The following is a 26689-nucleotide window of genomic DNA, read 5'->3' on the forward strand; positions in this document are numbered from 1 at the left end:
TAAGAGAATGCCAAGTGCTTATTTCATCGGAATGGTTTAGCATCAATCAGATAGAATGTTCTCGCACAATTGCTTGCAATGATGCCTATCCACGTCATGTGCATGATGAATATGTAATTAGCGCTAATATTTCAGGAATTGAAGAAATTTGGCTAAATGGCAAACAAGATTCTGTAAAAGCAAAACAAGTTACTATATATAATCCTACATCAATACAATCTTCTCGATTTAGTAACAATCAAGTTGAATTTTTTAGTATTCATCTTCCCCAGTGCGCACTACGTGCTTTTGTATCTGAAAATAATATCTATAGCAGTAATACTGCTCCAGTATTAAAAGAAGGAATTATAAAAAATACTGAGTTATTCAATGCCATTATTTCATTTAATCAAAAAGATGACTCACCTTTTAATAAAGAACAACAGTTATTATTGCTTTTAGGCCAACTTGTTGAAGACAAAATTTATCTCGATGCTCAAGCCAAATCGGCAGTATTATTTATTCAAGAATATATGCGCGCGCATTTGACGGCAAAGCTGTCACTCGATGAACTTGCTCACATGAGTGGTTTAAGCAAATATTATTTCGTGCGTGCATTTAAACAACATGTTGGAATGCCACCACTGCAATATCACATGCAACTACGCTTAAATGCAGCAAGAAACTTACTAAGAAACAATATGAACTCTGTAGAAGCCGCCATGAGCCTTGGCTTTTATGATCAAAGCCATTTTATTCATGCTTTTAGAAAAACGATGGGGGTAACCCCCCACCATTATTTGACACAAATTAACTCAGGAAAGAATAAATTCTTTATAACCTGAATAAATCACATAAAATGAGAAATAAGCAAAAATCACAGCAGAAGCAATATAAGAATACTTTAAAATATTTTTGCCTAATATCTTACTGCCAAAGCCACCAACACCAGATAGTACTGCAGCCCAGAATATACCTGCTATAAAAAAACCTACCAGAAACCATGAGACTGCAAAAGAACCATTGTTTCCCATTCTAGAAATGAGTGCTCCACCTACTGTAGCAAACCATAAAATTGCTGTAGGAGAAGACATCGCTAATATCATCCCCTTACCAAAAGACTTAAAGGAAGTCTCCTCTTTAACAACTTTTTGTAGTTGAATCTCTTGTTTTTTTTGTAAGGCTTCTTTTAGCATTTTGATAGTAAACCAGATGAGTATTGCTCCACCACCAATCCATAATAACCATCGTATTGGTTCATATTGCAGTAGAATACTCATACCCGCCAAGGCTAAAACAGCATAAATCAGGTCACCGACACAGGTTCCGATACCTAGCCAAAGTCCTTGAAAATAGCCACGTTGCATTGCTAAATTAATAATCGCAATATTAGCAATACCAATATCTAAACAGAGTGACAAACTAAGAAGAAAACCATTTGAAAACGGTTCCATTAAGCGCACTCCTTAACTCTTTGACTATATTCAATTACATCTACTGTTTTACCAAGACGGATTATAATTTCTTCAGCATCTTTTTTATTATGATGAGGAGAGTATTTTTGAATGAACATCAATCCCTTTTCAATATCATCACTCAAAACAGTTTCACTCAACTCTTTTACTAACTTTTCAAAGGCAGGAATAAGAATATTAAGATTAATATTTATATGATTATTAGAAATATCAATAACTTTTTCTTCGATTAAATACTTTAATTGGATATAAGCAGAGCCAGCATCAGGAAAATCGCACGCTCCTCTTCTTAAATAACGGAATAATTCTAAAAGGTAAATTTTCCCTAAAATTTCTTTATCTAAATCAAGTTCATGTTTTGTATGTTCCGTTGTACACATTAAAAATCCAAAAAGATCTGCTAGAGATTCTTGAATTACCATTGATCCCCATCGATCCATTTTACTTAGCAGATCAAATCTCGTACAAGAACGAACAATAGAATGACCTAAATCATGCCCCCGAAACCATGCTATTAAATATCGAGAACATATACTAATATCAGGAATTTCTATTTTATCCCACCCAAATAATTTCGTCTCTTTACGAGAAAATTTTTCAAACATTGTTAGATATGTATTTGCAAATACCACTGTTCTTTTAACAGGTGAATATTTAATGCCTTCATCTTCTGGAAAGAAGTAAGCAAAATGTTTTGGGTAACCATTAGCCTCACCAGCGACTGCTAATAGATCAACTATTTTATAAGAGCAAAATGGTAGTGCTATAAGGTCCTCATTAATTGTATTTTTTAGCCAGCCAAGGTTTTTGTTGAACAATTTATCTACAGTGTCTGAAATATTCTGTAACTCATTATTAGGAATTCCAAACCATGCCGAATGATACTGGGATTTTGATTTTCCTATCCAAGTTGACATATATCCTATACCTTGAAGAAGCTCATTTTCATTAAGAGCAGCAATTCTTGGTAACAGTTCACTCTGTAATTTTTCATCTTGCAAAATTTCTGCTCTCATCATTAATGATTTTTTTGTGTCCTCATCATTAAATTCTTGTGTCAATCTCAAGCATATAAAAGCCAGCTTTTCTTTCATTATTTTAATTAAGCCATCATGATTTTCTTGATTAAGAGGTTGAATATTATTAATCGCATCACTAATACGAATTGCTTGATTTATTAGCTCTAGCGCCTTTGGAGAAAAATTATTTGGAAGAGGAATGTCCATCATATGGACATGGTAATGAGAAGATAAAGGCCAAAACTTAGTCGAGAACATGATTTGCTCCGTTGTATTAAATTATATTTTCAACTAAACCACGCCATGCCTTAATCTGTATTGGAAAAAATTGCCACACTACAAAGTTCAATTATCTACTCATTAAATACTCGGTGCTGTTCCTTTTGAAATGAAATAGAAATATAGAAAGAATTATTCCTAAACACAGCTTTCATACCGTAAACTATAGTCACCGTTTTTACGGTTCATTTTTACTCATATAACACTTTTGGTGATTCCTCATGAACAATACGCAATGGCTCGATGAAGTAAAATTTAACGAACAAGGTCTTATCCCTGCCATTGCTCAACATCATCAAACCGGACGTATTTTGATGGTAGCGTGGATGAACCGTGAATCACTTGCGCTCACAGCAGAAAAAAATCAGGCTGTATACTTCTCTCGCTCTCGCCAAAAACTCTGGCACAAGGGCGAAGAATCAGGCCATTTTCAAACAGTTTATGAAATTCGTTTAGACTGTGACGGCGACGTAATTATTCTACAAATTGAACAACACGGTGGTATCGCGTGCCATACAGGTCGTGAGTCTTGTTTCTACCGTAAACTTACCCCACAGGGTTGGGAAATTGTTGATGCACAATTAAAAGACCCTACTGCAATTTATGGTGACAAAGCTAAAACTGAAAGCCACGATCACGCTCATACCACTGAACAAGTTGATGTGCTTGCTCACTTAGGGCAATTAATGCAAGAGCGTAAGCAAGCAGAAGCAGACACTTCATATGTGGCAAGCCTCTACAAAAAAGGCATAAATAAAATCTTAGAAAAAGTCGGCGAAGAAAGCGTAGAAACTATTATTGCTGCGAAAGACTACGCTGCTCAAAATACAGAAAGCAATTTAAATGACTTGATTTATGAAACTGCCGATTTGTGGTTCCATAGCATTGTCATGTTGGGTTATTTCGATCTTAATCCACAACTTATTATTGACGAATTAGCTCGTCGTCAGGGTTTATCTGGTTTAGTTGAAAAAGCTAACCGTAACAAGGTTTAAAATCACTCAGTGTCGAATATCGAAAAACCTAAAGCCACCTATGAGCAAGCAATTGCCATAGATAATGGACGTCTTGGGCAATCATTTAAAGTGATTGCCTATGCGGGTACAGGTAAAACTACTACATTACAAATGATTAGCGATGCTATGCCTGAACGGCGTGGTATGTACCTAGCATTTAACAAAGCAATTGCTGGTGAAGCACAAAACAAATTTCATCGTAATGTAGATTGTCGTACTTTTCACTCACTCGCTTTTCGCAGTGTGCCACGCGGCGTAACTGATAAATTACGCTTGCCGCGCTTAAGTCCAAGCTTCATTGCAAAAGAATATCGACTAGAACCGATTACCTTACGACGCATGATGGGTGGGCGTTATGAAAAATACGTCTTAATGCCAAGTCGCCTCGCAAGTCTTGTCGCCAATGCGGTGAGTTATTTCTGTTCGACTAGCTCACAATACCCCGCTCCTCGACATATTCAGGCACCCAACTGGTTACATCCAGACGACATTACCGAGCTACAAACCCACCTTTACCCTGCTGTTGAACGGCGCTGGTTAGAGTCTATCGACCCGAACCATCAGGCCGGAATTGGTCACGATATTTATCTCAAGCTTTGGGCCTTGTCTGAACCTAACATTCCAGCCGATTATGTCTTATTTGATGAAGCCCAAGATGCCGATCCTTTAATGCTGGGGATTTTACTTCGTCAAAAAAGTACGCAAGTTATTTATGTAGGCGATGCACATCAGCAAATCTACGCGTGGCGCGGTGCAGTAAATGCCATGCAACAACTACCTTTGCCAGAGTCTCGTCTCACCACTTCTTTCCGTTTTGGAGAGGCAATTGCCGATGTTGCCAATGCTTTGCTAGGTGGCTTAAATGAGACAGTTCCTCTGCTTGGCAATCCGAATCAAAAATCAAGTGTCGTCAATAAGCCTCATACTAAAATGCGTGATGCAATTTTGTGTCGTACCAATGCTCGGGCAATGGAGCTTTTATTAGCTGGTTTAGTTCACGGTGATAAAGTAAGTTTGCAGGCAGATCATCAAAAACTAAACCGTTTTGTAGATGCTGCAAGCCTCTTGAAACAAGGAAAACGAGTTACTGACGTTCCCGAGTTGGCATGGTTTAACTCATGGCATGATGTTCATGAATATTGTGAAACCAATGAAGGAAGTGATATTAAACCCTTGGTTAAACTGGTAGATGATCACGGCACTGACCCACTGAAAAAAGCACTTGCAAAGATCACTCCACTTGAGCAGGCTGACTATGTCATCTCTACCGCCCATAAAGCAAAAGGACTAGAGTGGAATCGTGTCCATATTGAAGATGACTATCAATTTAAAATTAATGGCTTAGAGCATAAGATTACAGATGAAGAATTAAGATTACTTTACGTGGCCTGTACTCGTGCTAAAGTAAGTCTAAACATCCATCATCTTTATGATCTGATACAACAATTAAAAGTAAGGGCGCCTTTAAGTCTTCGAAAGTCGGTTGGTTGAAGCGCTCATAATTAGGTGAGCCTATGAGACTTGAATCTATCCAATTTAAACATGTTGCTCTGTTTCATGATCTAAAGATCCAGTTTGAATATGATAAACAACCAATTACTTTAATTTTAGGTGAACAGGCAACTGGAAAAAGTATGCTGCTTAAGCATATTTACAATGCCTTAACATGGTTTCCTGCTCGCTTGAAAGATGTCCGTACTCCGGGCGTGGTTATGCCTGATCAAGACATTACCCTTTCTCGTTTGCAGTCTAAAATAGAAGTCAGTATTCATATTCCTTCAGAGTTTGGTCAACTCCCTGAAACAACTTCAGCACAGCAGACTGACACATCACTTTGTAGCTGGAAACTGTTTAAGACCTTAAATTCGAGTGGAATAGGCATGAGTCAAGTCGAAACTCAACAACTCGATCAAGCCATTGCACTTTATCATCAAGTAACGAGAAAAGACCCACTTCAAGGTCTGCCCTTACTTGCCTATTATCCATCTGAGCGCTTTGTTAACGATATAAGTTTGCTCAACAAAAACCTACCGGGCATTACCCAATCTATTTCTGCTTACGATATTAGTTTAATTCCATTTACAACGTTTACTCGCTTTTTTGAATGGTTACGTGAAATTAGCGATATTGAAAATGCGCAAGCAGCTCATGTTGTGCAAAAAATTATTTCACAGCAATCAAATCCAGAAGATCAGGACGAACTTTTACGCCAACTTCAAATCGAATTGGCAGGACAACCAAAGCAACTCCCCTCTCCAAATTTATATGCACTCAAATCAGCGTTAAAAACTGTTTTTCCAGAGCTTTCTGAGCTCTATTTACAATATCACCCAAAGCTTCAACTTATGGCCCATTACCAAGGTGAGGTTTTAACGTTTCAGCAACTTTCAAATACCACAAAAACATGGATTGCTTTGGTAGGTGATATTGTTCGTAGACTTTGTCTACTCAATCCATTAAGTCTAAACCCTTGCCTTGAAGGCGAAGGAGTTTTGTTAATTGACCAGATTGATTCGCAATTAGATGCTCTGCATTGTTCTGAAATTTTAAATCGTCTGCATCAAGCCTTTCCGCGTTTACAAATTATAGTGACTGGAAGCCGTGAAGAATTACTTGAACATGCAGTTACCTACCAATGTCTTAAATTAGAACATGGCAAGGTTACTCAACTTGATTTAAATACCACTCAACAGCAGCTTGAGCACCTTTATACGCTATTGCAAAGAGATGAAACAGTTCCTCATGTCGATACGCTACCGCTTGATACTCAACCTTCAATAACTCAAATCGACAGTTTGTACCAACAAATCCAAAGCTTAAATGAACAGCAAAAAATTGAATTATTACGTATGATTCATACAGGAGATACTTCAGAAGAAACTTCTTCTCTTTAAAACGTTATTATTCATTTAGTGCAATTTTTATAATAAAAACCTCATTCGCTAAATATACGATGAAATCTGGTTTTTAAGCTGAAAAATCACTAGATGTTGTTACCGCATGTAATAACATCAGATTTTTAATGATTTTTTAGTGTACAATAAATTTCATTTTGCGTTTTTATTATTCAAGTTGCGCAATACAACTTGTTTCTCGCTTTATTTTTCTAATTTGGTCGGGTTTTCAGAATATAAGCTTTGGAAATCTCTTTGAATTCCTATCTATTCTGAAATGAAAATTTCACCTTTAGGCTTCGGTCTAAATTATATATGGATACGAGTGTGCTACCGATAATTATCTTATTACCGTTAATATTAGGCACCACCCTTGTTTCATTGCTTCAACGGTTTTCACGTGGAGTAACGGCTTTAGGGGCAATCGGAGTCAGTTTAACCAGTTTTGGTTTATTACTGACTCAAGCTAAAACAGTGCTTAGTGGTGCAAGCATTCAACAAAGTTGGGATTGGTTACCACAACTTGGGATTAATCTGAGCTTTAGACTTGATGCCCTTGGTTTATTATTTTCTCTTCTTATTACCGGTATCGGTACACTCATTTATATTTATGCCTATTACTATTTAGGCCCTAAAAATTCACTAAGTAAACTATATTTATTACTCATGCTGTTTATGGCAGCTATGTTGGGTATTTCTCTTTCCAATAATTTAATTATTTTATTAGTCTTTTGGGAACTTACCAGTATTTCATCCTTCTTATTAGTAGGTTACTGGAGTCATTACGAAGCAGCCCAGCGTGGCTCACGTATGGCACTTACCATCACAGGAATGGGTGGACTCGCTATGCTAGGTGGATTTGTCTTATTAGGACAAATCACAGGTACCTACGAAATTAATGACATTGTCGGAATGAAAGATCTCATTCAAAGTCATCATCTTTTCGTTCCAGCGCTTTTACTTATTTTACTCGGTGCTTTTACAAAAAGTGCGCAGTTCCCTTTCCATTTTTGGTTACCCAATGCAATGGCTGCACCCACTCCGGTGTCGGCTTATTTGCACTCAGCAACCATGGTTAAGGCTGGTATTTTCTTATTAGCTCGTCTTGCACCTATCTTTATTGGTGCCGCGCTTTATCACAACATCGTTACTTTTGTAGGCCTATTTACGCTCTGTATGGCCGCATGCTTTGCAATCTTTAAAGAAGATTTAAAAGGACTGTTAGCCTATTCAACCATTAGTCATTTAGGTCTGATTGTCTGCTTGCTTGGTATTGGCTCACCTTTAGCTGTTGCAGCAGCGGTTTTTCATATTATTAACCATGCAACATTTAAAGCTGCGCTGTTTATGATTGCAGGGATTATTGACCATGAAACTGGTACACGTGATCTTAGAAAGTTAAGTGGGGTATGGCAATTACTGCCGTTTACCGCAACACTTACCATGATTACTGCAGCATCAATGGCAGGTGTTCCGCTCACCAATGGCTTTATTTCGAAAGAAATGTTCTTTACCGAACTGTTAGCAAACCTTTCAGGTTCAACGGTTATCTTTGCCAGTATTATTGCGACTCTTGCAGGTATTTTTGCAGTGAGTTATTCAATCCGATTAGTACACGGCGTGTTCTTTGACGGTCCAATTGGTAAACAAGTACCAAATAAAAATGCGCATGAACCACCAATTGGCATGCGAGCACCAGCCATACTACTTGCAACACTCTGTATTTTAGTGGGTATTTTCCCATCCTTACTGGTCGAGCCTTTAGTTAACAGTGTGACACGCGCAAGTCTCATGCAGCCTGATTTTGCAGGAACTCATCTTGCGATCTGGCATGGATTCAATGCACCTTTAATCATGAGTATTATTGCCTTAGTGGGCGGTACACTTTTCTATTTTGCTTTAGCAAAAGACGGCATGATTCGTAAAATTGACCTCGATCCAAGACTTGGTCGCTTACAAGGTCGTATTTTATTTGATTTGTTTTTAAAACATTTATTATTAACTAGCCGTAAAATCAAACAAAAAACTGAGAATGGTTCCCTACAAAGTTACCTGTTCCTCATCATTGCTTTTAGCATCATCATGGTTACCCTGCCTTTAATCAATCAAGGACTTACAACAGGTACCCGTGAACTGACACATGCACCATGGATTGCTATTGTTCTTTGGCTAACATTATTCTCTGGTTGTTGGATGATGCTCTGGTTTCATCATGAACGTATCAAAGCAGTACTGATTAGCGGTGCAATTGGTCTTGTGGTTACCATGGTATTTGTCACCATGTCGGCACCAGACTTAGCGTTGACTCAAATTACAGTCGATGTAGTTACTACTGTATTACTGTTAATGAGTTTATCTCTACTTCCCCAACTTACACCGTATGAATCTCTTCGTTCTCGACGTTTAAGAGATGCAGCTTTAGCAATTATTGGTGGTTTAGGTATCGGCTGGATTACGTGGCTCATTTTAACTCGTGATCACAATTCAATTTCATGGTTCTTTGCGCAGCAGTCTTTACCACTAGGTGGTGGTTCAAACATTGTAAATGTCATTTTAGTCGACTTCCGTGGCTTCGATACCTTCGGTGAAATTACTGTACTCGGCATTGCTGCGATTGGAGCACTTTGCTTAATGGATGGTATGCGGGTACACGGTACCACCATGACACAAGGCCTCACCTATCGCTTTAACCCATCTCCGCTCATGTTCCGTATTACGGCATCATGGGTACTGCCTTTAGCACTTGTCGTAAGTGTCTACATCTTTATGCGTGGACATAATTATCCTGGCGGTGGCTTCATTGCAGGTCTAATTACCTCAATGGCACTCATTATTCAGTACATTGCTTTAGGTCAAGATCAAGCGGAACAAATGCTAAAAGCACAATCTGGTCGTCTATACGAAGTCTGGATTGGTTCGGGTTTAACAATTGCAGGCTTAACTGGTATTGCCGCATGGTTCTGGGCACGTCCATTCTTAACTAGTGCTCATGTCTATGTTGAGTTACCAGTTTTAGGAAAACTACATCTGGCTTCAGCAGCAAGCTTTGATTTGGGTGTGTATATCACAGTGGTAGGTGCCACGATGCTACTTATCTCTGTATTAGGGGACTCTCGCCACTCGAGTATGTCTGGTCCTGTACCTCATGGGGAGAAATCATCATGATCAGTTTAGAATTCTTACTGGCCTCTGCCATTGGGCTACTTGTTGCGACAGGCATTTATCTTATTTTACGTGCACGTACATTCCCTGTTGTATTGGGATTAGCCGTACTCGGTTATGCAGTTAACCTATTTTTGTTTGCGATGGGCCGCTTACAAGTGAGCTCACCTGCAATTTTAACTGAAACGACGAATATTACCGACCCACTTCCTCAAGCACTTGTTTTAACTGCGATTGTTATCGGCTTTGCGACTACAGCTTTTATTGTGCAACTAGCATTACGAAGCCGTTATGAATCAGGTAGTGATCATGTTGATGCTAAAGAAGATATTTCCCCAACATACGACCCACGTGAGGATGAGCCGTGATGTTTGATTTTTTATCTTTTTGGCAAGCAAATACACCTATTTTCAGCATCCTCATTCCTGCTTTTACTGGTTTTATCTTATTACTTTTAGGTAATCCTGGCGCTGGCGCATTGAAAGAAGATTGGCGACAACCTTGGCGTCGTGGCATTAGTTTAGTCTCAGCAGTTGCAGGCTTAGTCACTGCTGTTAATTATCTTATTGTTGCAAATACCGGACAAATTACGGTTTACCAGTTGAGTGAGTGGTCAGCTCCTTTTGGTATTGTCTTGGTACTCGACCGACTCTCTGCCTTTATGCTGGTTTTAACCTATGCATTAGCAGTTCCAGTTCTATGGTATGCCAGCGCAAATTGGGATACACGTGGACGCTATTTCCACGCCATATTTCATTTTCTTTTAATGGGGTTATGCGGAGCATTTCTCACAGGTGACTTATTCAACCTGTTTGTTTTCTTTGAAATTTTGCTTATGGCGTCTTATGTCCTGCTGCTACATGGACAAGGGAAGCCACGATTTCAACTTGGCGTACACTATGTCATTATCAATCTTTTAGCCTCTGCCCTATTCTTAATTGGCCTTGGTATGATTTATGGCAGTGTAGGCAGTCTAAATATGACTGATGTTTCACGCCTTCTTCCCACTTTAGATGCAGACCAGCATAAATTAGCAGTTGCTGGCGCCCTACTCTTATTTGTTGTATTTGGTATTAAAGCTGCCATGTTACCAGTGGGTTTTTGGCTACCAAAAACTTATGCCGTTGCAAGTACGCCCGTTGCAGCAATTTTTACCATTATGACCAAAGTGGGGATTTATGCCATTTTACGTGTCAATGGAACAGTATTTAACGATGTAATCAGTCAGGAAATCTTTAAAGGTTGGCTCCTTCCAATTGGTTTAGTCACTTCTTTATATGGTGTGATTGCAGCAATTGGTGCAGATCGTCTCAGACGTTTTGTTGGTTTTATGGTGCTGTCTTCGATTGGTACTCTATTGACCGCAATAGCAATGTCAAACACGCAAGCATGGTCAGGAGCATTGTTCTATCTCGTACACAGTACATTGATTGGCGCTGCGTTTTACCTGTTCTGTGGCTGGATGACTTCACAACGTGGTGACTTTAAAGATCACTTAAAGATTGCTCCAAGAATCAAGCAAGAAAAAGCAGCGATGCTGACTTATTTTTTAATTGCAATGATGCTTGCCGGGTTACCGCCTTTTAGTGGCTTCTTTGGGAAAGTATTTATTCTACAAGCGACTGTTGAAACTGCATATCAAGGCTGGATCATTGGAGTCGTGCTTGTTGTAAGTCTATTAAGCATTATTGCGTTAACACGTATCGGGTTTATTTTATTCTGGAGAGCTTCAGTACCAGAAGAAGACCCAAAAAATCCTGCTTACATGAGTTATCAAGCTCTACCTGTACAAGCACCACCACGTAATGACTCAGTCATTTATATTCTGCTTGCAGGCTTGATCACTTATGTAGTGTTTGCTTCACCCATATTGCACTACACCACTGGTACGGCTCAACAAATTCAAAACCATGCGCTCTATCAGCAGTCTATTCTTAAGATTGACCAAAATAGCGAAACTATTAGTGTTCAGCCTTATGACTCATCTTATTTACCAGAAACAAAGTATGGTGGAGAAGTTGAAGATCATAATGCCTATCTCGTTCCTGACATTATTTCTAAAGACACTTTTAACGGTGAGCATATTTCCGAATATAAGCGCCGCCAAATTCAGCAGCAAGAAAAATTGCTAACACCAACGATTGCTGATGAAAGTCAACTGAAACCTATGGAGCCTTAACAATGCAGCTATCTAAATTGCTTGAACGTTGGTTCCCACATCCATTTGTTTCTTTTTTGATTATTATTTTCTGGTTAATGCTCTCGCACAGTCTTGATGCCAGCGACCTACTTATGGCTGTAATTTTGGGTCTTGTGATTCCTCGTTTAGTTCGACCTTTTATTACCAGAACACCGCACATCCATTGGCAACCAGCAATAAAACTATTTTTTGTTGTACTTTGGGATATTGTTATTTCCAATTTTCGTGTTGCAAAACTGGTATTAGGGCCGCCTAAAAAATTACATCCTAAGTGGTACCGTGTGCCTTTAGAAACGGAACATGAACAGGTGAATTCATTACTGGCAATGATTATTACCACAACACCGGGAACTGTCTCAGCTGGTATTGATCAAGAGCGTGGTGATATTCTGGTGCACTCACTCAGTACAGAAAATACCGAAAGTGATGTGCAAGACATCAAACAACGCTATGAAGCTCCGCTCATGGAAATTTTTGATGTAAAAAGCAAATCGGAGGACAACATATGACCATCCTACCTTATGCTCTTGGTATTAGCATGATTGCTATCACAATCTCTATGCTGCTTTGCTTGTTTCGAATGGTGATGGGGCCATCAATTGTAGATCGTCTTTTGGCGCTCGATACGCTTTTTCTAAATGCAACTTGTCTGATTGTTGTATTAGGCATCTATTGGACAACCACCTCTTTATTTGAAGGGGCATTATTGGTTGCCATGCTAGGGTTTGTTTCGACAGCTGCTTTGGCACGCTATTTCACAACTGGTCATGTGATCGATTAAAGGGAGGTCAAAATGCAATTTACAATGGAAATTATTGTTTCGATCTTTCTGGTTTTCGGTGCATTCTTTATGTTAGTCGGATCGATCGGAATGGTACGCCTACCCGATCTATTCATGCGCTTACATGCACCTACCAAATCGAGCACGTTGGGTTTAGGTAGCTTTTTAATTGCTTCAATGATCTTTTTTGCTTTCCAAGGCCGCTTTGGTTTTGCCGAACTATTGATCACGCTTTTGGCTTTTATTACAGCTCCTGTTTCAGCCAATTTAATAGCACAAGCGGCACTACATCTACGCTTACGCTCACTCAGTGGCGAGGTTCCTGAAGCAATAGAACGTCCATTACCATGGGATCGATATAAAATCGGACAACGCTTTTCACAGAATAAACCTCCGATGGATCCACCTAAACATTAAGTAAAATGTTGAATAATAAAAAAGCCACCCCAAGGTGGCTTTTTTATTTTGAGTTTTAATTACTCTTGGTCATCTGACTTACGTTCCGGTAAATCTTGTACCGCTTTTTCAATAAGACCAAACATATAGTTACCATATGCGTTCGTCTTATCGTAATGGAAACGTAAACGAGGCGTAATACGAGTTTTGATACGACGGCTTAACTCATGACGCAAGAAACCAGAAGCTTTATTTAATACATCTAAAGTTTCTTTATTTGCTGCTTCACTTTGTTCATCACCTAGCTCACGTCCCATAACAGTAACGTAAACTTCAGCATATCCCATATCCGCACTGACTTTCACCGCAGAGATGGTCACTAGACCACCTAAGCGAGGATCTTTAAGCTCTTGACGGATTAGCTCAGACAACTCGCGTTGTACTGAATCCGCCATGCGCTTTAAGCGTTGGCTACCCGCCATTAAAGACTCCGTTTAATCAATTGAACATCGTATACTTCAATCTTGTCTTGTACTTTGATGTCTTTATAACCTTTCACTGCAAGACCACATTCCATACCGGCACGAACTTCCTCAACCACATCTTTATAACGACGTAATGATTCAAGTTCACCTTGGAACACAACCACGTCATCACGTAATACGCGAATCGGTTTATTACGATGTAATGTGCCTTCAAGTACCATACAGCCTGCTGCTGCACCAAACTTACTTGAGTGGAATACTTCACGTACTTCAGCAACACCCAAGATTGTTTCACGGTGTTCAGGAGCAAGTTTACCGCTCATGGCATCTTTCACATCATCAATTAATTCATAAATGATGCTGTAGTAACGAATATCGATACCGTCTTGGTCACTGCGTTGACGAGCAGCTGTATCAGCACGAACGTTAAAGCCTAACAATACAGCTTCTGAAGATTCAGCAAGAATCACATCAGACTCAGTAATCGCACCAACACCTGAACTAATTACACGAACTTTTACTTCATCAGTAGATAGTTCATATAAAGCTGCATTTAATGCTTCTAAAGTACCACGTACGTCAGTTCTTAAAACAACATTCACTGTAGGAACGTCTTTTTTGCCCATTGACGACATAATATTTTCAAGACGCATTGCACTTTGACGGTCAATACGTTTTTGACGTTCACGGTCAGCACGAGCATCAGCAACTTCACGTGCTTTCTTCTCGTCATTTACAACAAGAACTTCATCACCAGCCATTGGAGCATCTGGAAGACCCAGAATTTCTACTGGAATAGATGGTCCTGCTGATTTAATTGGCTTACCGTTTTCATCAGACATTGCACGGACACGACCATAAGATGAACCTGCAAGAACAAGGTCACCAATATTTAATGTACCGTTTTGAACAAGAATAGAAGTTACTGCACCACGGCCTTTATCAACACGTGCTTCAATAACAACACCTTGTGCAGCACCTTCAGCAGATGCTTTTAATTCCATCAATTCTGATTGAATAAGAATTAAATCAAGGAGTTCATCAATACCTTGTCCAGTATGTGCAGAAACCTTAGCAATCGGAACATCACCGCCCCATTCTTCTGGAACGATTTGTTTCGTTGTTAATTCATTTAACACACGGTCTGGATCAGCAGATTCTTTATCCATTTTGTTGATTGCAACAATAATTGGAGTACCTGCTGCACGAGCATGGTCAATTGCTTCTGCAGTTTGTGGCATTACACCGTCATCTGCCGCAACAACCAATACCACGATATCTGTCGCTTTAGCACCACGTGCACGCATTGAAGTAAACGCAGCATGTCCCGGTGTATCAAGGAATGTAATGATTCCTTTGTCTGTTTCAACGTGATACGCACCAATATGCTGGGTAATACCACCTGCTTCACCAGCCGCCACTTTTGAACGACGGATACGGTCAAGCAATGATGTTTTACCATGGTCAACGTGACCCATAATCGTAACAACTGGTGGACGAGTTGTTTGCTCACCACGTGCTTCTTCAGCCGCTTCAAGCAAGTTATCTTCCGCTTGTGTATCAGAAACTAGAACAGGGTTATGGCCCATTTCTTCTACAACAAGTGCTGCTGTATCTTGGTCAATCGCTTGATCTTGGTTAACCAACTCACCCATTTTCATAAGTGTTTTGATAACTTCACGTACTTTAATCGCCATTTTTTGAGCAAGATCGGCAACAACAATACTTGAACCGATTTCTACATCGTAGACTTGCTTTTTAACTGGCTTTTCAAATCCATGCTTATTTGCTTGGCTTGATTTTAAACCACGTTTGTTATGGTTAACGAAGCTTTGCTCTTCTTGACCACGACGACCGCCTTTCTTACCAGCACGCGGGTTAGTAGTTGCACCACCACGTTTAATTTCACGGTCTTCTTGCTTGAATGAATCTTCATAAGCTTGGCCAACAAGACCTGAAGCAAGTGGAGAATCATCAATTACGCGAATTGTTGTCGTTGTATCATCATTTGAATACTTAGACGCCATTTTGCGCATTTGTTCAAGTGTACGTTGTTGAGCTTCTTCAGCCGCTTTACGACGTGCAGCTTCTTCAGTTGCTTTTAACTGAGCTGTCTGTGCTTCGCGTGCTTTCTTTTGCTCTAGAGTTTCTGCTGGCTTTGGTGCAGGTTTTACTGTACCACCACCACGTTTTTTCACTACAACAGCAGCTTTAGGTGCTGACTGTGCAGCGCTATCTTGTTGGTGAGCAGCACGCATCGCATCTAAAGTTGCTTTTGCTTTTTGCTCTGTTTGAAGACGCGCTTTTTGCTCTGCAGTATCACGCGCTTGTTGATCTGCACGTGTTTTAGCTTCTGCTTCTGCACGCGCTTTAGCTTCTGCTGCAATTTGTTCTGGGTTTGGCTTAGCAAAAACCTGTTTTTTACGTACTTCTACGTTAATTGTTTTTGCTTTACCTGAAGTACTTGCAACTTTAGCGGTACTGGTTGTTTTACGTTTCAACGCAATTTTTCCTGTGTTACCACTTTCCTGACCATGTACTTTTTTCAAATGATTGACCAAAGTATCCTGTTGTTCAGTGGTAATAATGTCGTCTGCTGTACGTTGAGGCAAACCTGCTTCACGAGCCTGTTCTAGGAGCTTCTCAACAGGACGTCCTACAGTGAGAGCTAACTCTTTAATCGACTTGTCCGTCATATTTCATCTCCTAGTTAAACCATGATTCGCGAGCTTTCATGATCAATTGACCAGCTTTTTCATGATCAAGACCTTCAATATCAGAGATATCGTCAGTAGCCTGATCTGCCAAATCATCAACGGTAATAATACCGCGAGCGGCAAGCGAGTAAGCGATCTCAGAAGTCATGCCTTCCATAGTGAGGAGGTCTGCGCTCGGTTCTTGAATATTTTCTTGCTGTTTCAAAGCATCAGTAAGAGCTGCTTCTTTTGCACGACTTTGCAATAACTCAACCAATTCAGCGTCAAGCTCAATTTCGTCAAAAGTTTCAGCAGGCACATAAGCAATCTCTTCTAAAGAAGTGAAGCCCATTTCTACCAATGCCATTGCTAAATCTTCTTCAATATCTAAACGTGATACAAACATGTCAAGATACTGCTGAGCTTCATTTTGCTGACGAGCACGATACTCTTCTTCAAGCATCATGTCGAGTTTATAGCCAGTTAAATCAGAAGCCAAACGAACGTTTTGACCTTGTGAGCCAATCGCACGAGCCAATTGATCGCTGGTTGCAAAAATAATGTCGGCACTTCTTGCATCTTCATCAAGCACGATGCCTGAAACATCAGCTGGTTCTAATGCACTTGCAATGTATTGAGCTGGATCATCAGACCAAACCACTACATCAATACGTTCACCATTTAACTCTTGTTGCACAGCTTGGATACGCGTACCACGCATACCAATACACGCACCTACAGGGTCAATACGGTGATCATTTGTTTTCACTGCAATTTTAGCACGAACACCCGGTTGACGTGCTGCTGCTTTAATTTCAATGATTTCTTCAGAAATTTCAGGAATTTCTTTTTTCATTAAAGCAATTAACATTTCAGGCTTAGCGCGTGATAACAACAACTGAGCGCCACGACCTTCACGGTTAACATTATATAAAATAGCGTTTACACGTTGCTTTGGACGAAGAATTTCTTTAGGAATCATTTCTTCACGTGCAAGATAAGCTTCTGCGTTGTCGCCTAAGTCGATAATAAAGCCATCTTTGGTTTGTTTTTTCACTTCACCGTAAATCAACTCACCAACTTTAGACTCGTATGCATCAGCAACTAAAGCACGCTCAGCTTCACGAATTTTTTGTACGATAACTTGTTTTGCAATTTGTGCAGCAATACGACCAAACTCGATAGATTCCACTTCGAGCTCACGTACATCACCAATTGACCATTTAGATGGGTCAAGATCAGAAATCGCGTCTTGGCAAGCTGGCATTTCATGATCTTCATCTGCCACAACAGTCCATTGACGGAATGTACGGTAATCACCTGTTTTACGATCAATTTCTACACGAAGCTGAGCTTCTTCAGCATGTGTACCTTCGTAAAATCTTTTCTTCGTTGCAGCAACTAGAGCTTGTTCTAAAGCCTCGAAGATCGCTTCACGACTAACACCTTTTTCATTACTAACCGTTTCTACAACGGTAAGAATTTCGCGGCCCATAAGTCACCTACCGATTTCTTATATAATTTAAATAAATTTAATCTTGATAGATCAAGTTTGCTTTATCGATATTGTTGCTGTCGATATCAAGCACATGCTTTCCTTCAACTTCAACCTTAATCTCTTCATTTTCAAGGTCTACAGCAAGGAGTTTTGCTTGAAATTTACGGCGATTTTCTACTGCTGCAATTAAACGCAAAGCAACCTGTTGTCCAATGTAACTTTGCAACTGTTCGAGTTGAAAAAATGGGCGATCCCAACCTGGTGAAGAAACTTCTAATGAATACTCACCTGAAATCGGGTCATGAACATCTAACATTGCGCCGACTTGTTGTGTAACTCGTACACAATCTTGCACACCAATACCACGACCTTGTTCTACTTCACCATCTTCATTAATCACTGGTTCAGCATTTTCATCAACTGGTCTATCGATATAAATACGCAATAATGAACGTTTACCTTGTGGAAGGAATTCGATTCCCCACAGGTCAACACCACATGCTTGCACTGCTGGGGCAATCATGTCATACAATGCTTGGGATTTATTTGATAATTTCATTTACTCTCGTCATTCTCGTGCGATTCAATCGGTTGTTTTAACCGACACAGACCTACTATAGTGAAGCATGACTATTTGACCAATTGATGTCGACACTACACGATAGCGATACGATAACCAATAAAAAAGGGCGTTAATCGCCCCTATGTAGCACAGAAAACAATAGTCCACTGTGCAAAAAGGCCCACTTTTCTGTGAGCCTCTTTTAAGAAACTTGGTAGCGGGAGCTGGATTTGAACCAACGACCTTCGGGTTATGAGCCCGACGAGCTACCAGACTGCTCCATCCCGCATCAACGTGCAAAAATTATATACAAATATCAAAAAAAGTCAATGTAAACTTATCTAATATTCGCTTGATTAAGTTGCACCTTAATCAAATTGGTAGCGGGAGCTGGATTTGAACCAACGACCTTCGGGTTATGAGCCCGACGAGCTACCAGACTGCTCCATCCCGCATCAATAAACTGCTTGCACTCAACTTTCTGGTTCAAAGTTGGTGCGGAAGGGGGGACTTGAACCCCCACGCCCGAAGGCACTACCACCTCAAGGTAGCGTGTCTACCAATTCCACCACCACCGCAGCTTGTGGGACGCATTCTAGTCCTTCCAACTGCAAAAGGAAAGCCCTATTTCGAATTATTGACCCGTTTTTGGTGCATTTGGTGAAGTTTCAGGCGATGTTGTTTGAGCTGGTGCTGTTGTTTGTACAGTTTTCAAGCTATATGCTTCCGTCGTCTGTTTTTTCGCAAAAACAGCAAGAGTTAAACTCGTTACAAAGAACAATGCAGTTAAAACAGCAGTTAGACGAGTCAGGAAATTACCCGAACCCGATGCACCAAATACAGTTGCTGCACCGCCGCCGCCAAAAGAAGCACCAGCATCTGCGCCTTTACCGTGTTGCACTAAAATCAATGCAATCATCAGTACAGCTAAAATAATATGTACAACAAGTACAAAAGAGTGCATACCCTATCCTCGTTATTTGCTTTGCGCGAAGGCTTGTACAATTTGATAAAAAGATGCTGCATTTAATGAAGCACCGCCAACCAACGCACCATTAATGTCTGGACATGCAGCTAATTCAACAGCATTTTCAGCTTTTACACTACCACCATATAAAATAGCAATATCTGAACCCGCCGAAGTAAGCTGACATAAGCCTTCACGAATTTTAGCGTGCATCGCTTGTGCATCTTGTGGAGAAGCAGTTTTACCTGTACCAATTGCCCAGATAGGTTCATAAGCAATTACGACTTGGTTTTGCCATTGTTCAGCAGTTACTACAGGTGCAATATCACAAATTTGCTGTAAAACAACTTGCTCTGCCTGACCATTCTCACGCTGATCAAGACTTTCACCCACACAATAAATGACAGTCAAACCCGCATTTAATGCATTTTGGAGTTTCGCCTTCAAAATTTCAACGTTGTCGCCAAAAATATCACGGCGTTCAGAATGCCCGACCAATACGAAATTAATTTGGCTATCTTTTAATAATTCTGCACTAACTTCACCAGTATAAGCACCTGTACCCGCAACACGCGATACATCCTGCGCAACCGTATATACTGTTCTTACAGCATCCTGCAATTGCGACTGTACTGTTGTAAGTGCAATAGCAACAGGGGCAACGCCCACATGGCAGCTTTCATCTGCAATTTGGTTTTGTTGCAATAATTGTTTAAATTCTTCTATAAGTTGGTTGGCGTTAGCACGCATTGGATTCATTTTCCAGTTGCCAACTACCCAAGGCGTAATCGTCGTACCCGACATACTGCTCACCTTTCATCAAAAATGCAGCACATTCTACACGCATTTATACAAATTTCAGATACTTTTCTTTAATGGGATTACTTATATCTTTTCTACTCTTTGAAATTAAAAAAACTTTATAAGGGCTCAAACTTAAACATTCTAAAAATTAATCCATAAAAACTTCGACTGGTTCAAGCTTTAACAGTCTGAGTAGGACTAGAGCAACATTTTATAAGGTAGTAATTTTACATAACAAAAGTATAATTTTTCATATACCAATTATAAACACATTAGCATAGGCAGGCAGATGTCAGCATTACATACATCTCCAAAATTTACGGGGTTTTTTCGGCGTTTAGTCGAAGAAGAACATGTGTCGGCAGCGACCATGCAAAATGCATTAGATGCAGCAAAGAGAGCTAAGCAGGATACAGTCGCATATTTAATTGAAGAGGTTCATCTCTCCCCTTCTTTATTGGCTGAAACAATCTCTGCTGAGTTTGCTGAACCATATTTTGATCTTGATGTTTATGACACATCTCAGATTCCAAAAGATTTGGTCGATCAAAAACTGATTTTAAAACATCGGATTTTGCCACTTATTCAAAGAGGGCAAATTTTATATGTCGCAACCAGCAATCCAAGCAATATTGAAGCGATTGATGCGATCCGCTTTAACAGCAAACTGATGGTTGAGCCTGTCATTGTCGAGCATCATAAGCTGGAAAAAGTTTTAGGCCAGCATTTTGCAGAAGAAAGCAGTTTTGATTTTAATGATGAAGAGTTTGATCTTGACGTCAGCCTTGATAGCCCTGCCACTCAAGAAGATGAAGACGAAACACCTCAAGGTGATGAAGCTCCCATTGTTAAATATATTAATAAGTTGCTCATTGATGCAATTCGTATGGGGGCTTCAGATTTACATTTTGAACCGTATGAAAAGTCATATCGGGTTCGATATCGTGTCGACGGCGTGTTACGTCAAATTGCCAATCCTCCTTTACAATTGGCAAACCGTTTGGCTTCACGTTTAAAAGTAATGTCTCAAATGGATATTTCCGAAAAACGTGTCCCACAAGATGGTCGTATCAAACTTAAGCTCTCAAAAACTAAAGCAATTGATTTTCGTGTGAACTCACTTCCGACGTTGTTTGGTGAAAAGCTAGTTCTACGTATTCTTGACCCATCAAGTGCGATGCTGGGGATTGACGCATTAGGATACGAAGAAGAACAAAAAGCTTTATTTATGGAAGCTTTAGATAAACCACAAGGCATGCTTTTAATTACTGGACCAACAGGTTCCGGTAAAACTGTATCTTTATATACAGGTTTAAATATTTTAAATACTGAGAGCTCTAATATCTCTACTGCCGAAGACCCTGTAGAAATTAACCTTGAAGGGATTAATCAGGTTAACGTGAACCCAAAAGTAGGTCTCACTTTTGCTGCTGCACTTAAATCATTTTTACGACAAGACCCTGACATTATTATGGTGGGTGAGATTCGTGACTTGGAAACAGCAGAAATCGCGATTAAAGCTGCACAAACGGGTCACATGGTGATGTCAACACTGCATACCAACAGTGCACCAGAAACACTGACTCGCTTACGCAATATGGGGGTTCCTTCTTTCAATATTGCAACATCAGTCAACTTGGTTATTGCTCAGCGGTTAGCACGCCGCCTTTGCTCTCAATGTAAAATACCTACAGATGTTCCAAAACAAAGCCTATTGGAAATGGGCTTTACCGAACAGGACCTAGCACATCCAGACTTTCGCGTTTTTCAACCTGTGGGTTGTCCCGAATGTCGTGAAGGCTATAAAGGCCGTGTCGGTATTTATGAAGTAATGAAAGTTACACCTGAAATTTCCAAGATTATTATGGAAGATGGCAATGCTCTAGAAATCGCGGCCGCTTCTGAAAAATTGGGGTTTAATAATCTACGTCGTTCAGGTTTAAAAAAGGTAATGCAAGGGGTGACCTCTCTACAAGAAGTCAACCGTGTGACTAGTGAATAAGACACTATTTAAAATAAGGATAATCTAATGGCTGTCAAAAAGGCACAAATGATGCCGACTTTTGCTTATGAAGGGGTTGACCGTAAGGGCGTAAAAATTAAGGGGGAACTTCCAGCCAAAAATATGGCTTTAGCTAAAGTGACCTTACGCAAACAAGGAGTTACTGTTCGAACCATACGTGAGAAACGTAAAAATATTCTTGAAGGTTTATTCAAGAAAAAAGTATCAACGCTTGATATTACGATTTTTACCCGACAACTGGCGACCATGATGAAAGCTGGTGTACCTCTGGTACAAGGCTTTGAAATTGTAGCTGAAGGCTTAGAAAATCCAGCAATGCGAGAGGTGGTACTTGGTATTAAAGGTGAAGTTGAAGGTGGCAGCACTTTTGCCTCAGCTTTAAGAAAGTATCCTCAATATTTTGATAATTTGTTTTGTTCACTTGTTGAGTCTGGTGAACAATCAGGTGCACTCGAAACTATGCTAGACCGTGTGGCAATTTACAAAGAAAAAAGTGAATTGCTCAAGCAAAAAATCAAGAAAGCAATGAAATATCCTGCAACGGTTATTGTGGTAGCGATTGTGGTGACCATTATTTTGATGGTTAAAGTCGTACCCGTGTTTCAGGATCTATTTTCTTCTTTTGGAGCAAAGTTACCAGCCTTTACACAAATGGTCGTAGACATGTCGAAATGGATGCAAGAATACTGGTTTTTTATGATTATCGCGATTGGTGTAATAATTGCCGCTTTTTTAGAAGCTAAAAAACGTAGTAAGAAATTTCGTGATGGCTTAGATAAACTTGCGCTTAAATTACCTATTTTTGGGGACTTGGTCTATAAAGCAATTATTGCCCGTTATAGCCGTACGCTTGCGACCACATTCGCAGCGGGTGTTCCACTGATTGATGCACTTGAGTCAACCGCCGGTGCAACCAATAATATCATCTATGAACAAGCTGTGATGAAAATTCGTGAAGATGTCGCAACAGGACAACAACTTCAGTTTGCCATGCGTTTATCTAACCGTTTTCCTTCTATGGCTATACAAATGGTTGCAATTGGTGAAGAATCTGGGGCGCTAGACAGCATGCTCGATAAAGTTGCGACCTATTATGAAAATGAGGTTGATAATGCTGTTGATGGTTTAACTTCAATGATGGAACCTTTAATCATGGCGGTTTTAGGGGTGTTGGTAGGCGGTCTAGTTGTTGCCATGTATCTTCCAATTTTCCAAATGGGCTCAGTTGTATAATGCAGGACATCATCGCTTATTTTATTCAAAATTTAACTGCACTTTATATTGCAGTTGCACTCGTGAGCCTATGTATTGGTAGCTTTCTAAATGTAGTGATTTATCGCACTCCTAAAATGATGGAGCAAGACTGGCAACAAGAATGTCAAATGCTCCTAAATCCAGAGCAACCCATTATTGACCATGGGAAACTAACATTAAGCAAACCTGCTTCATCATGTCCAAAGTGCCATCAATCGATTCGTTGGTATCAAAATATTCCTGTCATAAGCTGGCTTGTGCTAAGAGGAAAATGTGGTCATTGCCAGCATCCGATTAGCATTCGTTATCCAGCAATTGAACTACTCACCATGCTATGCTCTGTAGTTGTGGTCATGTTTTTTGGCGCAACCATACAAATGCTTTTTGGACTCGTCTTGACTTGGGTCCTGATTGCCCTCACTTTCATAGACTTTGATACTCAGCTGCTACCTGACCGTTTTACCTTACCTTTAGCTGCGCTTGGTTTAGGTATTAACACCTTTAATATTTATACCTCACCCAACTCGGCCATTTGGGGTTATTTAATCGGCTTTTTATGTCTTTGGATTGTGTATTACTTATTTAAAGTGATTACTGGCAAAGAAGGTATGGGCTACGGTGACTTTAAATTGCTTGCCGCATTGGGTGCATGGATGGGGCCATTGATGCTGCCATTAATTGTGTTATTGTCATCTTTATTGGGTGCAATCATTGGCATCATCTTATTAAAGTTAAGAAATGACAATCAGCCTTTTGCTTTTGGGCCATATATTGCCATTGCGGGTTGGGTTGCCTTTTTATGGGGTGATCAGATTATGAAGATTTATTTAGGAGGTTAAGATGGCTTTTATTCTGGGAATCACAGGTGGTATTGGCAGTGGAAAATCTGCTGCAACACAATGGTTCGAGTCCCAAGGAATTCAAGTCGTCGATGCCGACATCGTTGCGCGTGAAGTCGTTGAAAAAGGCCAACCTACGCTTCAAAAAATCCAACAAACTTTTGGAGATTGGGTGCTTCAACCCGACGGCAATCTAGACCGCCGTGCACTACGTGAATATATTTTTCAAAACCCTGAAGCTAGACAAACGCTTGAGAAAATCACGCATCCAGCCATTCGCCAATCTATTATTCAACAGCTACAAAACCCAAAAAGTCCTTATGTGATTTTAGTTTCACCCCTACTTTTTGAAACCAACCAGCATGAATTGGTTAATCACACTCTATTAGTTGATGCGAGTGAACAAACTCAAATTCAGCGTGCAAGCCAGCGAGATGGGCAAAATCAGGAACAAATCCAGAAAATTATTGCTGCACAAATGCCACGCGAGCGTAAACGTGAGCTTGCCAATGACATTGTGTTTAATGACGGATTACTCGAACATTTATATCAGCAACTAGAGCCTTTACATCAAAGCTATTTGAAGCGCACCAACTAATCTTACATATTTTGCTGCTTAATTTTTTGTGTCAGGCTATCTTGTCTAAACCAGCGCCAAGGCTGTAAAGCGCCTATTCCCATACCTACTAAGCCCACAACAATTGATGGGCTTAATGACTCACCAAGTAAAGGTACAGCTAAAATAGCGGCAATGAACGGCGCCAAAGTGACAATACTTCCCGTTTTAAAAGCACCAAGACGTTGAATGGCAGCAACATAAGTCAAAGTTGCGATAATAACGACAAATACACCATGGAAAATGCCCTGTATCGCTAAATGAACAGGACTAACTTCCATGAAGTGCTTAGGCAAAAATAAAACATAGATGGGTAAATAAATAATTGCAGACCAAATCGCAACACTTGCCATAGAATGCCAAGCAGAGAGCTTCCACTGTTTAAGTAAAACAGTGAAGATACCCCACCAAATCGCACTAATAAAAAGGAGTATGTCTCCAACTCCAAACGCAGAGGTACTTGTACGTAGCATCAAAATGCTCATGAGTGCTAAGGCAGCGATCATGATTGCGAGACTCGCCCAAGTGTGTTTATCAAACGGCTGTCTAAACAAAATATAGGCAGCTATAGCAGTACAGATTGGTATGCAGCCATTTAAAAATATTGCAGCATGTGCGGCTGGAGCATAAAGAAAAGCTGTATAAACAGTCAGACAATAGATGACACCGCCAATGAGCGCCAAAATAACCGCATGCTTACTCCATAAAAAAGCGAGATCTTTTTTATAAATTAAGATAGGCATTAAAATTAGAAAAGCGATAGAGAAGCGCAGTGCGGCAATGTCCCAAGCACTGATGTGCCATTGTGCATTTAAACGAGCGAAAAGTGTAAACCCGCCCCAAATGCACATGGTCACCAATACAAAGAAATAACCTTGCTTACGGGGAGACATATGAAGACTGCTTAAAAACTAGAAAGGCAGCTCAATTATACCTCAGAACGCTGACGACAAGCCTCGTAAAGTGCCATACCTGTTGCCACGCTTACGTTTAGACTCTGTAAATTTCCAGACATCGGAATATAAACTTTGTGATCACACTGTGCCTGAGTAATTGGGCGCAAACCTGTATCTTCAGCTCCCATCACAATCACGACTGGGCCAGAGAAATCACACTTTTGGATTGGCATTGCACTTTCATCAAGCATAGTACCAATTACACGTATATGAGTTGTTTCTTTCAGATGAGCCAATGTACGAGCTAAATTTGTGACTTGAATAAATTTAACTTTTTCAGCTCCACCCGCCGCAACTTTACGAGCCGTTGGGGTTAAGCTTGCCGAACGATCACGAGGCACAATCACAGCTTGCACGCCCATTGCAGCAGCGGTACGGATACAAGCACCTAAGTTATGTGGATCTGTTACCTGATCTAATGCGAGCAATAAAGCATCTGGAGTTTCGGCCAAGATCTGATCTAGATCTTTTTCATTTAAAATCGGATGAGGACGCACCGCTGCTACTACACCCTGATGAAATGGCAAACCTGCAAGTTTTTCAAGACTGTCACGACTTGCCTTTTGTACACTAATTCCAAAAGGCTCTGCCAATTGCAAAATCTTTTGCAAACGTTGGTCATCCCGCCCTTTTAAAGTAAACAGGGTTAGCACACGTTCCGGCTCAAGTTCTAACAATGACTCCACTGAGTGAACGCCATAATAATATTCCGGTTTTGCCATGCTTGACCTCTAACAACGTTTGAGCAAAAAAATAAAAATCCTGCAAAGCCAACTTCACAGGATTTC

24 protein-coding genes and 3 tRNA genes are annotated in these 26689 nt (G+C 40.1%); 14 read left to right on the forward strand and 13 right to left on the reverse strand.

From position 1 onward, the window contains the following. Positions 1–14: 14 nt before the first annotated feature. Complete coding sequence (locus AC056_RS04305; RefSeq protein WP_019456885.1) at positions 15–824, forward strand: helix-turn-helix domain-containing protein; 810 nt, start codon at positions 15–17, stop codon at positions 822–824. Here the strand turns inward: AC056_RS04305 and AC056_RS04310 are convergent. Further along, positions 795–1433, reverse strand: a complete 639-nt coding sequence (locus tag AC056_RS04310; protein WP_077162836.1) for a LysE family transporter — start codon at positions 1431–1433, stop codon at positions 795–797. The genes AC056_RS04305 and AC056_RS04310 overlap by 30 nt on opposite strands. Further along, positions 1433–2731, reverse strand: coding sequence for a hypothetical protein (locus AC056_RS04315; RefSeq protein ID WP_077162837.1), 1299 nt, complete (start codon positions 2729–2731; stop codon positions 1433–1435). Before AC056_RS04315 ends, AC056_RS04310 begins: the two co-directional genes overlap by 1 nt. Positions 2732–2973: 242 nt before the next feature. Between AC056_RS04315 and hisIE the strand changes: the two genes are divergently transcribed. From hisIE to AC056_RS04360, 9 genes are all read left to right on the forward strand, one after another. Next, entirely contained in the window at positions 2974–3747 is a 774-nt protein-coding gene (gene hisIE, locus AC056_RS04320) for a bifunctional phosphoribosyl-AMP cyclohydrolase/phosphoribosyl-ATP diphosphatase HisIE (protein ID WP_004699051.1), read from the forward strand. A gap of 9 nt (positions 3748–3756) precedes the next feature. Next, complete coding sequence (locus AC056_RS04325) at positions 3757–5259, forward strand: UvrD-helicase domain-containing protein (RefSeq protein ID WP_016803971.1); 1503 nt, start codon at positions 3757–3759, stop codon at positions 5257–5259. Between the two features lie 23 nt (positions 5260–5282). After that, complete coding sequence (locus AC056_RS04330; protein ID WP_077162838.1) at positions 5283–6662, forward strand: AAA family ATPase; 1380 nt, start codon at positions 5283–5285, stop codon at positions 6660–6662. A 315-nt stretch (positions 6663–6977) separates the two neighbouring features. Then, positions 6978–9827 (forward strand): monovalent cation/H+ antiporter subunit A, encoded by a 2850-nt coding sequence (locus AC056_RS04335; RefSeq protein WP_077162839.1) that lies wholly within the window; start codon positions 6978–6980, stop codon positions 9825–9827. Beyond that, positions 9824–10192: a Na+/H+ antiporter subunit C gene (locus tag AC056_RS04340; RefSeq protein ID WP_000624229.1), complete on the forward strand. Its 369-nt coding sequence runs from the start codon at positions 9824–9826 to the stop codon at positions 10190–10192. The genes AC056_RS04335 and AC056_RS04340 overlap by 4 nt, the downstream gene beginning before the upstream one ends. Further along, positions 10192–12003, forward strand: a complete 1812-nt coding sequence (locus AC056_RS04345) for a monovalent cation/H+ antiporter subunit D (RefSeq protein ID WP_077162840.1) — start codon at positions 10192–10194, stop codon at positions 12001–12003. The genes AC056_RS04340 and AC056_RS04345 overlap by 1 nt, the downstream gene beginning before the upstream one ends. Before the next feature lie 2 nt (positions 12004–12005). After that, a complete protein-coding gene (locus AC056_RS04350) occupies positions 12006–12533 on the forward strand; it encodes a Na+/H+ antiporter subunit E (protein ID WP_039251201.1) in 528 nt (175 codons plus the stop codon). After that, positions 12530–12805, forward strand: coding sequence for a monovalent cation/H+ antiporter subunit F (locus AC056_RS04355; protein WP_019456876.1), 276 nt, complete (start codon positions 12530–12532; stop codon positions 12803–12805). Before AC056_RS04350 ends, AC056_RS04355 begins: the two co-directional genes overlap by 4 nt. A gap of 12 nt (positions 12806–12817) precedes the next feature. Further along, on the forward strand, positions 12818–13222 hold the full coding sequence (locus AC056_RS04360) for a Na+/H+ antiporter subunit G (RefSeq protein WP_004699064.1): 405 nt from the start codon (positions 12818–12820) through the stop codon (positions 13220–13222). Positions 13223–13281: 59 nt separating this feature from the next. On the opposite strand, the gene AC056_RS04365 is transcribed toward AC056_RS04360, so the two are convergent. From AC056_RS04365 to tpiA, 9 genes are all read right to left on the reverse strand, one after another. Further along, positions 13282–13683: a ribosome-binding factor A gene (locus tag AC056_RS04365; RefSeq protein WP_002114836.1), complete on the reverse strand. Its 402-nt coding sequence runs from the start codon at positions 13681–13683 to the stop codon at positions 13282–13284. Further along, positions 13683–16382 (reverse strand): translation initiation factor IF-2, encoded by a 2700-nt coding sequence (infB, locus tag AC056_RS04370; RefSeq protein ID WP_004699066.1) that lies wholly within the window; start codon positions 16380–16382, stop codon positions 13683–13685. The genes AC056_RS04365 and infB overlap by 1 nt, the downstream gene beginning before the upstream one ends. A 10-nt stretch (positions 16383–16392) precedes the next feature. Beyond that, entirely contained in the window at positions 16393–17877 is a 1485-nt protein-coding gene (nusA, locus tag AC056_RS04375; protein WP_004699068.1) for a transcription termination factor NusA, read from the reverse strand. 37 nt (positions 17878–17914) lie between these two features. After that, positions 17915–18439 (reverse strand): ribosome maturation factor RimP, encoded by a 525-nt coding sequence (rimP, locus tag AC056_RS04380; RefSeq protein ID WP_002157009.1) that lies wholly within the window; start codon positions 18437–18439, stop codon positions 17915–17917. Positions 18440–18654: 215 nt separating this feature from the next. Then, positions 18655–18731, reverse strand: a tRNA-Met gene (locus tag AC056_RS04385). A gap of 89 nt (positions 18732–18820) precedes the next feature. Next, positions 18821–18897 (reverse strand) — tRNA-Met (locus AC056_RS04390). 38 nt (positions 18898–18935) lie between these two features. Then, a tRNA-Leu gene (locus AC056_RS04395) sits at positions 18936–19020 on the reverse strand. 56 nt (positions 19021–19076) lie between these two features. Next, positions 19077–19406 (reverse strand): preprotein translocase subunit SecG, encoded by a 330-nt coding sequence (gene secG / locus AC056_RS04400; protein ID WP_002156913.1) that lies wholly within the window; start codon positions 19404–19406, stop codon positions 19077–19079. Between the two features lie 12 nt (positions 19407–19418). Next, positions 19419–20213 (reverse strand): triose-phosphate isomerase, encoded by a 795-nt coding sequence (gene tpiA, locus AC056_RS04405; RefSeq protein WP_039251205.1) that lies wholly within the window; start codon positions 20211–20213, stop codon positions 19419–19421. Between the two features lie 289 nt (positions 20214–20502). Here tpiA and pilB point away from each other — a divergent pair, with 289 nt between their 5' ends. The 4 genes from pilB to coaE are packed head-to-tail and all read left to right on the forward strand — an operon-like array spanning position 20503 to position 24927. After that, positions 20503–22215 carry a type IV-A pilus assembly ATPase PilB gene (gene pilB, locus AC056_RS04410; protein ID WP_039251207.1) on the forward strand — a complete coding sequence of 571 codons (1713 nt, stop codon included), beginning with the start codon at positions 20503–20505 and terminating at the stop codon, positions 22213–22215. A 27-nt stretch (positions 22216–22242) separates the two neighbouring features. Further along, positions 22243–23469, forward strand: coding sequence for a type II secretion system F family protein (locus tag AC056_RS04415; protein ID WP_039251209.1), 1227 nt, complete (start codon positions 22243–22245; stop codon positions 23467–23469). Further along, complete coding sequence (locus AC056_RS20010; protein ID WP_039251210.1) at positions 23469–24329, forward strand: prepilin peptidase; 861 nt, start codon at positions 23469–23471, stop codon at positions 24327–24329. Before AC056_RS04415 ends, AC056_RS20010 begins: the two co-directional genes overlap by 1 nt. Before the next feature lies 1 nt (position 24330). Beyond that, the gene (coaE, locus tag AC056_RS04425) at positions 24331–24927 is read left to right on the forward strand and encodes a dephospho-CoA kinase (protein WP_039251211.1); all 597 of its coding nucleotides are present in this window, start codon (positions 24331–24333) and stop codon (positions 24925–24927) included. Between the two features lie 2 nt (positions 24928–24929). On the opposite strand, the gene AC056_RS04430 is transcribed toward coaE, so the two are convergent. Further along, complete coding sequence (locus AC056_RS04430) at positions 24930–25838, reverse strand: DMT family transporter (protein WP_077162841.1); 909 nt, start codon at positions 25836–25838, stop codon at positions 24930–24932. 35 nt (positions 25839–25873) lie between these two features. Continuing rightward, positions 25874–26623, reverse strand: a complete 750-nt coding sequence (rlmB, locus tag AC056_RS04435) for a 23S rRNA (guanosine(2251)-2'-O)-methyltransferase RlmB (RefSeq protein ID WP_004699084.1) — start codon at positions 26621–26623, stop codon at positions 25874–25876. Between the last annotated feature and the right edge of the window lie 66 nt (positions 26624–26689).

Origin of the sequence: Acinetobacter genomosp. 33YU (assembly GCF_001990725.1) — a bacterium.
Taxonomy (GTDB): domain Bacteria; phylum Pseudomonadota; class Gammaproteobacteria; order Pseudomonadales; family Moraxellaceae; genus Acinetobacter; species Acinetobacter seifertii.